Source organism: Flavobacterium sp. J49, assembly GCF_011742145.1.
Lineage (GTDB): Bacteria > Bacteroidota > Bacteroidia > Flavobacteriales > Flavobacteriaceae > Flavobacterium.
Window position 1 is genome coordinate 1 of sequence record NZ_JAAQQU010000027.1, and the last position, 269, is coordinate 269.

Sequence of the window (269 nt, forward strand, 5' to 3'; positions counted from 1 at the left end):
ATATTGCTCGCTTGTCTTGGACCGTCATCCAAACTGTATTCATACGTTCCCCAGCCTTCAACGGTAACCGTAATGATTTGACTGTCGGTAAAGGCATTGGTTACGGTATAACCAACTGTTCCTGCTGCCACAACCGCTTGCCCTGATTGTATCACATCAAAGCCTGCTGAAGTAGTCTCACACAATAATAGACTATTGCTAATTACTCTTACCGTGTAGTTTCTGGTAGCTCCCGTTGGGGAAGAAGTATCAACGGTATAAGTTGAACC

General features: G+C 44.6%; 1 protein-coding gene. It reads right to left on the minus strand.

All coding sequences use genetic code 11. The features are described from left to right. On the minus strand, nucleotides 1-269 hold a 269-nt coding region (locus tag HA632_RS00105; RefSeq protein WP_176305212.1), incomplete at both ends, for a hypothetical protein.